7 protein-coding genes and 1 pseudogene are annotated in these 10145 nt (G+C 64.0%); 2 read left to right on the top strand and 6 right to left on the bottom strand.

Going from position 1 to position 10145, the window contains the following annotated elements; genetic code table 11:
* Window positions 1-438: pseudogene (locus WCE35_RS03150) on the top strand (SAM-dependent methyltransferase); the annotation flags it as partial.
* An 899-nt stretch (window positions 439-1337) separates the two neighbouring features.
* Here WCE35_RS03150 and WCE35_RS03155 read toward each other — a convergent pair.
* Window positions 1338-2123 (bottom strand): DUF1428 family protein, encoded by a 786-nt coding sequence (locus WCE35_RS03155; RefSeq protein WP_424591886.1) that lies wholly within the window; start codon window positions 2121-2123, stop codon window positions 1338-1340.
* Between the two features lie 479 nt (window positions 2124-2602).
* Between WCE35_RS03155 and WCE35_RS03160 the strand changes: the two genes are divergently transcribed.
* Window positions 2603-3763 (top strand): hypothetical protein, encoded by a 1161-nt coding sequence (locus WCE35_RS03160; RefSeq protein ID WP_424591887.1) that lies wholly within the window; start codon window positions 2603-2605, stop codon window positions 3761-3763.
* 94 nt (window positions 3764-3857) lie between these two features.
* On the opposite strand, the gene WCE35_RS03165 is transcribed toward WCE35_RS03160, so the two are convergent.
* The 5 genes from WCE35_RS03165 to der all read right to left on the bottom strand — a co-directional run bounded on the left by WCE35_RS03165 (window position 3858) and on the right by der (window position 9964).
* A complete protein-coding gene (locus WCE35_RS03165) occupies window positions 3858-4850 on the bottom strand; it encodes an outer membrane beta-barrel protein (RefSeq protein WP_424591888.1) in 993 nt (330 codons plus the stop codon).
* Between the two features lie 207 nt (window positions 4851-5057).
* On the bottom strand, window positions 5058-6704 hold the full coding sequence (locus tag WCE35_RS03170) for a GMC family oxidoreductase (protein WP_424591889.1): 1647 nt from the start codon (window positions 6702-6704) through the stop codon (window positions 5058-5060).
* Window positions 6701-7189: a gluconate 2-dehydrogenase subunit 3 family protein gene (locus WCE35_RS03175; protein WP_424591890.1), complete on the bottom strand. Its 489-nt coding sequence runs from the start codon at window positions 7187-7189 to the stop codon at window positions 6701-6703. Before WCE35_RS03175 ends, WCE35_RS03170 begins: the two co-directional genes overlap by 4 nt.
* 133 nt (window positions 7190-7322) lie before the next feature.
* A complete protein-coding gene (locus tag WCE35_RS03180) occupies window positions 7323-8582 on the bottom strand; it encodes a TCR/Tet family MFS transporter (RefSeq protein WP_424591891.1) in 1260 nt (419 codons plus the stop codon).
* Window positions 8579-9964: a ribosome biogenesis GTPase Der gene (gene der / locus WCE35_RS03185; protein WP_424591892.1), complete on the bottom strand. Its 1386-nt coding sequence runs from the start codon at window positions 9962-9964 to the stop codon at window positions 8579-8581. The genes WCE35_RS03180 and der overlap by 4 nt, the downstream gene beginning before the upstream one ends.
* Between the last annotated feature and the right edge of the window lie 181 nt (window positions 9965-10145).

Consider the following 10145-nt stretch of genomic DNA (forward strand, 5'->3'; position numbering starts at 1 on the left):
CAGCAGCAGGCCGCGGATGAAATGATCCGCGTCTGCCGCACGGGCGGCAGAATCGGCCTGGCCAACTGGACGCCGGAAGGTTTTATCGGCCAGTTGTTCAAGACCATCGGCAAGCACGTGCCACCGCCCGCCGGCGTCTCGTCACCGGCGCTGTGGGGCACCAGGGCGCACCTCGAAAAGCTGTTCGGCACCAAAGGAAGCATTACCGCGCAGTCGAAGAATTTTGTTTTCCGTTACGAATCGCCGGAGCACTGGCTCGAGATCTTCAAGACCTATTACGGGCCGGTGGTGAAGGCGTTCGAGGCGCTCGATGCCCCGGCGGGCGCGGCGCTGCAGGCCGACATCGAAGCGCTGCTCGGAAAATTCAACGTCGCCGATGACGGCACGCTCGTCATTCCCGGCGAATATCTCGAAGTGGTCATTGCCAGGAACGGCTGAGCGCGCCGGTCTGTTCAGGGCCGTAGCCGTAGGATGGGTTGAGCGCAGCGATACCCATCACTTCACCAAGGCGGGTGAGCGACATGCCTGACTATCGCCGCAACACCACGCCGGGCAACCTCTCGCCGTCAAACTGGAGCAGCCACAGGGTCCCGATGGCAAGGTGATGGGTTTCGCAGTTGCTCAACCCATCCTACGGCTTTCGCGCGCTGCGACGCCGACCTGTCGCGCCGCTGGACGATCAGGCTGAAGCTATAAGGAGAGCAGTTCGTCGCACATCAGCCCGGTAGGATGGGTCGAGCGCACAAGGACGATTCGACATTTCCATCCGGCGATGGTTGTATCCATCTCATAATCGAACCAAGGGGGGACTGGGAAATGATTAGGTTGATTTTCGCCGTTGTTTTGGCTGTGACTGCAACCGCTGCGCAAGCGCAGCAAGCCACCGGTTCGAAAGGCACACCGAATCCAAAAAAGCTTGAGGCATGCCGAGAGCTTGCCAGGGAACGCGGATTTTCGGGTGCGGGAAGGACCAAAGGAGCTATCAAACCGCGGGACTTCGTGCGGGACTGCATGCAAGGGAAGCAAAGGTAGCGATGGTTTTGGATAGAGTAGAGTTTTGCTCATCTCTTCACCGTCAATCTGGAGCGGCCACAGCTTCCGGCCCCAAGGTGATGGGTTTCGCGTTGCTCAACTCATCCTACGGCTTACGCGCGCCGACGCGAGTTTTTCCGAAGTCGTTGCGAAGCCAAGCGACGAACGACCGTAAGGCGAATTAGCTGAAGCCGTAGTCCGCCACCACACCTACGAAACCGGTGGGTTACGGCTTCACCTAACCCACTCGGTCGCAATCCGTCTGATGAGTTTGCTGCCGCGGAATTCACCCTGCCGCAGCCGATTCACGCCTTGGCTTGCACGACGACCAGCCACGAGACGCCGAACTTGTCGGCGACGGCGCCGAAGCGCGGCGAGAAGAATGTCTTGCCGAGCGGCATCTGCACGGTTCCATCGGCCGCGAGCGCGTTGAACAGGCGGTCGGCCTCCGCCTCGCTCGAAACCGACAGCGACAGCGATATGCACTGGAAGTCGAGATCGCCGGTCCGCATGCCGTCCGACATCAGGATTTCGGCACCGTTGATCCGGAGGCAGGCGTGCATGATCTTGTCGTCGAGGGCCGCCGGCACCTTGTCCGGCCCTGGCTTGTCGGGATTGTCCCTGAAGCGCAGCATCATCAAAACCTCGGCGCCGAGCCTGGCCTTGTAGTAGGCGATCGCCTCCTCGCAGCGGCCGCGAAAGAACAAATAGGGCTGGACCGCCGTGGCCTGGGCATCACCGACGAACGGCTTGAAGCCGCCGAAGAACATGCGCCTGGTGTCGAACGGCATGGTTTTCGGATTCATCTCTGCGATGCGCGGGTCTTTCATCACGCGGGCGTTGACCTCGTCGCGATGGGCGCGCGAGCGATAGGCGATCATGGAAACGAGTACCGTCTCGCCGGATTGCAGGGCGACGCTCTGCGGGAACGATGTCACCTTGCCGGGCTTGGCGTCATCGGCCTCGACCTCGACATAGGACAGCGCGCCGTGCTCGCGCCAGACTTGCGCGGAAATTTCCGCGAGTTGGCGATAGTCCCCAAGCCGTGCTGCCGGCACGGGAATAACGGCGAGGTCGACATAGCTGCTCATGATCTTCTCCTGGGGTTTTCCGACGTCTCAATTCAATGACGATCGAGACGGATCGAATCCGACACCAGCCGAACGCTGCGCCCCGGCTGATACCTGTATGCTCGTGTGCCCATCTTCGTGCATTTCCTGCACACGAGACCGCGGGTGCCAGCCAGCACCCGGCCTTCCCTGCGCCCTCCGATTTCAAAAGGGCGGAAGATTCAAGCACAGCTCGGGCGCATCGCGCCGCGACAATGCGAAAGCGTATCTGAAGTTGTTAAGGCGTCATTGCGAGCGCAGCGAAGCAATCCATCTTCCCGCGCGAAGAAAGAATGGATTGCTTCGCTGCGCTCGCAATGACGGTCGCGTATTCGCGCCGACCCGGTGGCTCGCAATGATGTTGTCAAACCGTGTTGTCAAACCGTTGACTCCCCTCCCTCGCCGCGATTGACTGCCGGCCCAAGCGGAAAAACCCGTCAATAAGATCAAGGGAGGACGCCATGACGCCGATGCAAAATCGCGCTCGCTCGATACCTGCCGCAAGTTTCCTGAAAGCTGTCGCCGCCTGCCTCACAGCCGCCGCCGTATTGATGGGCGCGCCGCTGTTTCCGCGCACCGCCCAGGCCGGCGAAATCCCGGCCTTTGCCGTCGACGCGTCCTGGCCAAAACCGCTGCCGAACAACTGGATCCTCGGCCAGGTCGGCGGCATCGCCACCGACGCGCAGGGACATATCTGGGTGATCCACCGCCCGCGCTCGCTGACCGACGACGAAAAGGGGGCGACGCTCAATCCACCGCGCTCGAAATGCTGCGCACCGGCGCCGCCGGTGCTGGAATTCGACGCCGACGGCAATCTGTTGCGCTCGTGGGGCGGCCCCGGCGAAGGCTATGAATGGGTCGGCCGCGAACACGGCATCGAAGTCGACGACAAGGGGTTCGTCTGGCTCACCGGCAATGCCGACAATGACAACGTCGCCATGAAATTCACCGGCGACGGCAAGTTCGTGATGCAGATCGGCAAGATCGCGCCGAGCAAGGGAAGTGGCGACACCACCCAGCTCGGCAAGCCCGCCGAGACCGCGATCGACAAGGAGGCGAACGAAATCTATATCGCCGACGGCTATGGCAACCGCCGCGTCATCGTGTTCGATGCCACCACGGGCGCCTACAAGCGGCACTGGGGCGCCTACGGCAATCCGCCTGATGACAACAAGCAGCCGCCCTACGATCCCAAGGCACCTGCCTCGCAGCAATTCGCCAATCCCGTGCATTGCGTAAAACTCTCAAATGACGGCCTGGTCTATGTCTGCGACCGCATCAACAACCGCATCCAGGTGTTCAAGAAGGACGGCAGCTTCGTCAAGGAGTGGTTCTTCGAGAAGAACACGCTCGGCAACGGCGCGGTCTGGGATATCGCGATCTGGCCCGATCCGAAGCAGACCTGGCTGTTGAGCGCCGACGGCGAGAACAACGAGGTCCGGATCCTCAGGCGCGACGACGGCAGCGTGGTCGGCAGTTTTGGACGCAACGGCCGCAACGCCGGGCAATTCCACTGGATCCACGCCATGGCGATCGATGCCAGGGGCAACGTCTATACCGCCGAGGTCGATACCGGAAAGCGCATCCAGAAGTTCAAACTGACCTCGGACGCGCTACGATAGGCGGTCGACGCCGCCAAGCCGCTCGAGTGTCCGCTGGTAAAGAAGTAGAACGTTCGCGGCCGGCCGGGTTTCAAAAATCCGGCCGGTCGTTCCCTCACTGCCCCAGAGTCATCAGATGCATGCCAAGTTGGCCGTAGTCGACGCCGAGATAGCCGTTCAGCAGGTCTCGCACGACCGCTTTGGGATACATCAGGGCAACCTCCTGCGCCATCACGCCGACATAGACGGTGTCGCTCCACAGATACCGGTAACGGTAAATCCCAAGCCCGTCAGCACGACGACCCACCAGTTCGATGTCACGCTTGAGACGCCCATCCGAAACAAGCACGGGCACGGAAGAGCTATAATTGGCGTTGGCCGCGTTGCCCCAGGCACCGCCGGCGTGGCCGCCAACATACATTCCTTCCCACGGCGCCGCCGAGGATCCGGCTGGCGCAAACCGCCAGCTCAGCCCGGCCATGATCACCTGAAACTGGGCGCGGGCGCTGGCGGTCTGAGCGATGGTGACGAAATTCGTGGTCGAGCCTGCCAGGTTGGCGGTTCCGAGGTCGACATATTGATACGCCAGGCTGAGGCTCAGGTCCGGACGAAGCAGATACTCAAATCCGGCGCCGGCGACCCAGCCAAACTTCACCGACGAGGTCTGCGAATTCAGCGTCAATCCCAGCGTGCTGAAGCTGCTGTTCAAATCCACATGGCCGTAGGCCAGGCCCGCGGTGCCATAGAACAGCGCCTGACCCGTCGTCACGCCGAAACGGCCGCGGAGCGTGCCATACCAGTCGATCTTCGCGGTCGTGCTGGCCGCGTCGCCGGGCACCGGAGGAACGATCGGGAACGGGTAGCTCAGTCCGCCGTTCATCGAACTCTTGAGGTTCATCGCCGACAGGTCCGATTCGAAGCCGTAGACCAGCGTGCCCCGCTGCCAGTTGTAGCCGCCGTGAGCGCCCGCGACCCAACTGCTCGCCCTGGCGGAATTCGACCCGAACGCCGGCGCGGCCACGACGCCGGCCAGAGCAGATTGGCAGGATAATCCGATGGTTAGCGAGGCCGAGACGAAAAGGGCGGCAGCTTGAGATGGTCGCAACAAGGGCCTCTCCTATTCGTGAATCATGCCGACGTTCGGTGCCGACACGGGATAATCTCGAAAAAATGTATCCTGAAAAAGATCATGGAACTTTATCGGACAAGCATGGCGTCCACAATTGCACTGGCCTGGTTTTGCGGCCGACACAGAGGATCGAGCGCGCGAGTGTCAAAATCGCAACACTCAGCCTGTCACGCGCGGCTGTGGTTCTCAGGCGCCCTTTCCGATTCGTTCAGCGGTCCGCAGCGCCAGCGCCTGAATTGTGAGCGTCGGCGCTTCACCCCCACCGGACGAAGGAAATACGCTGGCGTCGGCGATCCAGAGGTTGCGCCAGCGATTGGTTCTGCCATCGGCATTGACCACGGAGCTTGCGGGATCGTTGCCCATCCGGCAGGTGCCAAAGACATGGGTGGCGCCGAACCAGTCCCAGCTCGAGTAACTCTCGAAAATCCGTTCCGCGCCGCTTGCCGCGAGCAGTTCATGCGACCTCTGCGCCATGAAGCGCAGGCGGGCGATATCGGGGGCATCCAGCGACGAGGCGATCCTGGCCAGGGGCATGCCAAACCGGTCTCGCGCGGTCTGATCGAGATCGACGCGGCTGTCGCGGTTGGGCAGCCTCTCGCCGATCGCGCCGACATGCAGGGAATGCCCCCACAATCGACGCACCGATTGCGCATGGGCGCGACCCCAGCCGGGGACGGCGCGAAGCGCGAACGCGGCCAGCCCCTTGAGCTCGTTCTCTCCGGAAGCGTTGTAGAATCGGCACCCACCGATCACGCCGGGAATAGCGTCAGGCGCATTGAAGTCCCAAGAGATCGCGTCGCTCGGAAGACCGCGGCGGCCATGCTGGGGATCGGGATGCAGCGCCCCCACCACGACCTCGAGCGTGTCGATGAAATTGCGTCCGACTTCACCGCTCTCGTTGCCGAGCCCCTCCGACGCCAACAGCAAACGCGGCGTTTCGACCGCGCCGCAAGCCAGGACAAGGTTGGGACTGACGATACGTTCGATGCTGCCATCGGAGCGGCCGACCAGCACGGCGGTCACCCGGTCCGCGGCACCGGCCTCGATCCGGATCACCGGGCTGTCCGGCCGAACGGTGCAGCGGCCCGTCGCCAATGCCGCCGCGATGAAGGTTACGTCGGCGCTGCCCTTGTCGCCACGCGGACAGCCCTTGTTGCAGGCGCCGCAATAATTGCAGGGCGCGCGGCCGTTCCAGGGCAACGAGAGCGCCGCGCGGCTGTTGGCCTGCCAATCGAGCCCGAGCGCCGCGGCCCCCCTCCCCAGCGTCCGCGCCCCATAGGACAGAGGATGCGGCGGCAGCGGAAAAGCCCGCGAGCGCCATCGCGCGCCCTGGGTCGCCGGGCCGGCCACGCCAATCAATTCTTCCGCGCGCGCGTAGTATGGTTCCAGCTCGCCGTAATCGATCGGCCAATCCGCGGCAACTCCGAAGCGGCTCTTCATTTTCATGGCCTCGGGGTGCATGCGATGCGCCTCCCCGGTAAAGTGCAAGGTGCTGCCGCCGATGCCGCGGACGTGATGGTATTTCTCCATCCAGCGCGTTCCATTGGTCACCAACGGTCCGAGGCCCCGGCTTCCCGACGCCAGCAACGGCTCGTTGCCGATCAGCTTCTGGCCGGGAGCAAAGGTGACCGTGCCCGTACTGCCCGGCTTTTCGGGAAAATCGCGCGCGTCCCAATCTGCCTCGGTCAACGGGTAGTCGGTCGCCGGATCGAAGCGCGGGCCGGCATCGAGCAGCAGCACCGACAAGCCGCGCTGGCAGAGTCCAAGGGCAGCCGCGGCCCCACCGGCGCCAGCTCCAACCACCACCACATCCCAGCGGGCGTCGCCGCTCATGCGGGCCGGTCCTGAAAATTGGCGAAGCCATCAGGCTGCGGCGGACCGGTGTAGGCAAAGGCCGCCTTGACCACCGCCTCGGCATAATAGGCCATGCCGAGATGATAACGGAGCGTAAGTACGAATTGCTGGCTATCGCCGTCGGGCGATGCGAACGCCGCATCGACGGCGGCGAGCCGGCCCGTTTCGTTGAGGCCGAGAAAATCCGAAGCGCCTTGAAGCCTTGCCCTGTTGTCGAGCCAGGCAACTCCCTTTGCGATCAAGGCCTGGAGATCGGGCATTGCGAGGATGCGATCGTGTATTCCGAGTTCAGTTGCCGCTGGGAGTCCATCGCCCGGGAACATCAGGTCGGCGACCGCCGCCAGCGTATGCGTGACGTGTTGATTGGCGTCTGGTTGCCCCAACGCGAACAGGTTGCGCCATAGCGTGACAACCCCGCCAAGCGACAGAAAACCGAGAAGCGCGACCGCATCCCGCCGCTTCATGTGCCCGCTCCCGTGCTTCGCAAACCTGACATTTTCCGCTCGACCGCCTGTTCCGCGATCGACTGCCCGTCAGTTCACTCGATCACACGGTCGGCCGCAACCGGCATTGTGTCAGGCATGGTTGCGCCCCGGCCTATCGGCCCGGGCCGTCGCGCAGCCGCGCGGCCGCCAGCGTGCGCACTGCGATCACAAGCGCCAGCACCAACAACGCCGCCGCCAGGAAGAACGGCGCCCCCGTCAGCTTGAACGGCGCCTGCGTGCCGATGAAATAAGCGAATGTCAGCGTGAACGGGAACGGCCCGATCAATTGCGAGAGGCTCTGCACGCTCGATGTCGCGCCCTGCAACTGGCCCTGCTGATCGGCGGCCACCCGTTGCGTCGTCAACGCCTGCGTGGCCGCGCCGGCGATGCCCCACAGTGCCATCACCGGGATGCCGAGCCAGAACAGGTGACCGGTCGGCGCCGCGCCGAAGATGAAGAAACCGGCGGCGCCGCAGGCCAATCCAAGTATCAAGGCGCGTCGTTCGCCGAACCGCCGCACGATCGGGCCGATGGCCGTGCCCTGCACCACCATGGCAAACAGACCCACCAGCGCCAGCGTTCCGCCGACGGTCGTCGTGTCCCAGCCATAGCGATAGGTCGCATAGAGCACGAAGGTGGAGGGCAGCACCACATGGGCGAGCTGGGCAAAGAAGTTCGCGAGCGACAATCCCGCCAGAACCCGGTCGGAGACCAACAGATGCAGCGCGCCGAGCGGGTTCGCGTTCTTCCAGCGGAACGGCGAGCGGCGCTCCTTCGGCAGCGATTCCGGCAGGATCAGGAGACCATACAGGCCATTGGCAAAACCGAGGCCCGCCGCAACCCAGAATGGCAGGCGCGGATCGAGGCCGCCGAGCAGGCCGCCGAGCGCCGGTCCCAAAATGAACCCGGCGCCGAAGGCCACGCCGATCTTGCCGAACACCGCCGCGCGCTGTTCCGCCGCCGTGACGTCGGTGATGTAGGCAAACGCGGTCGAGATGCTCGCCGAGGTGATGCCCGAAATCACCCGGCCGATGAACAGCCAGCTCAGCGACGGCGCCAGCGCCATCAGCACGTAATCGGCGGCCAGGCCGAAATTCGACAACAACACCACCGGCCGCCGGCCGAACCGGTCCGACAGCCCGCCCAGGATCGGCGAGAAGAAGAGCTGCATCAGCGCCCATGCGGTGCCGAACAGGCCGAAGATGCGCGCCGCGTTCGCGGTATCGTTGTCGACGAAACTCTCGATCAGCTTCGGCAGCACCGGAATGACGACGCCGAGCGCCAGCGTATCCAGCAGGATGGTGATGAAAATGAAGGATACCGCGCCATGGCGCGGCCCCGCGGCCCCGTCAGTAGCCGCTTCCCGGCTCACGACGGCCGCTTGCGCTTGTGGGCGAACGGATTGGCTTTTTCGCGCAGCGCGATCCGAATTGGCGTGCCCGGCAGTTCGAACGCCTGGCGCAGGCTGTTGGTGAGATAGCGCAGATAGGATTGCGGCACCGCGTCGGCGCGCGAGCAGAACAGCACGAAACTCGGCGGCCGCGCCTTGGCCTGGGTGATGTAGTTCAGCTTCAGCCGCCGGCCCGACACTGAAGGCGGCGGGTTGGCGTCGACCGCCTGCTCGAACCAGCGATTGAGCGCGGCCGTCGGCACGCGCTTGTTCCACACCGCATACGCCTGTTCGATTGCGCTCATCAGGCGGTCGATGCCCTCGCCCATCAGTCCGGATACCGCGACGATCGGCATGCCCTTGACTTGCGGCAGCAGATGATCGGCATCAGTGCGCAATGCCGATACAAGATTGGCCTTGCGCTCCATCAAATCCCATTTGTTGACCGCGATCACCAGCGCCCGGCCTTCGCGTTCGATCAGGTCGGCGATGCGCAGATCCTGCTCCTCGAATTTGTTTTGCGCGTCCATCGTCAGCACCACGACCTCGGCGAAGCGGATCGCGCGCAGCGCGTCCGCCACCGACAGCTTTTCCAGCTTCTCCTCGATCCGCGAACGACGCCGCAGGCCCGCGGTATCGAACACCCGGAAATCGCGTCCCTGCCAGGTGATCTCGACCGCGATGGAATCCCGCGTGGTGCCGGCCTCCGGGCTGGTCAGGAGCCGCTCTTCGCCGAGCAGACGATTGATCAGCGTGGATTTGCCGGCGTTGGGGCGGCCGACGATCGCGACGCGGATCGGGCGCCGCGCCAGTTCCTCGTCGGAAACGATGATGTCGTCATCATCGAATTGTTCGGCCGCATCAGCGGGCTCCGGCATCAGCACGCGCAGCGCGTCATACAGATCGCTCAGACCCTCGCCGTGCTCGGCCGAAATCTGAACGGGATCGCCAAGGCCGAGCGCGTAGGATTCCATCGCGCCGATTTCGCCGTGCTTGCCCTCGGCCTTGTTGGCGACCAGCACCACCGGCTTGCTGGCGCGGCGGGCGAAGTCGGCGAAGGCGCGATCGTTCGGCGTGACACCTGCGCGGGCGTCGATGACGAACATCAGCGCATCGGCGAGGCCGATCGCGGTTTCCGTCTGCTCCTGCATCCGCGCCGTCAACGAGCCCCTGGCGCCCTCATCGAGCCCGGCGGTGTCGATGATGGTGAATTCGAGATCGCCGAGGCGCCCCTCGCCCTCGCGGCGGTCGCGGGTAACGCCGGGCTCGTCATCGACCAGCGCGAGCTTCTGCCCCACCAGCCGGTTGAACAGCGTCGACTTTCCGACATTCGGCCGGCCGATAATGGCGATCGTGAACGACATGAATGATCCAAGCGCCTCTCGCGCAGCGCATGTCAATGCCATGAAAAACGGATTCTAGCGCGTGAAGGTGCCGGACGGCACCGGCGCCGGGAACGGCGCGGCGGATTGCTGCGTCGATGGGGCGGGCGCGGCCGGCTGATCGGGCGGCGGCGGCGTGGTGCGCTTGCGCGCGGTCTTCTTC

It is taken from the genome of Bradyrhizobium sp. (assembly GCF_049691595.1).
Taxonomy (GTDB): Bacteria; Pseudomonadota; Alphaproteobacteria; order Rhizobiales; family Xanthobacteraceae; genus Bradyrhizobium.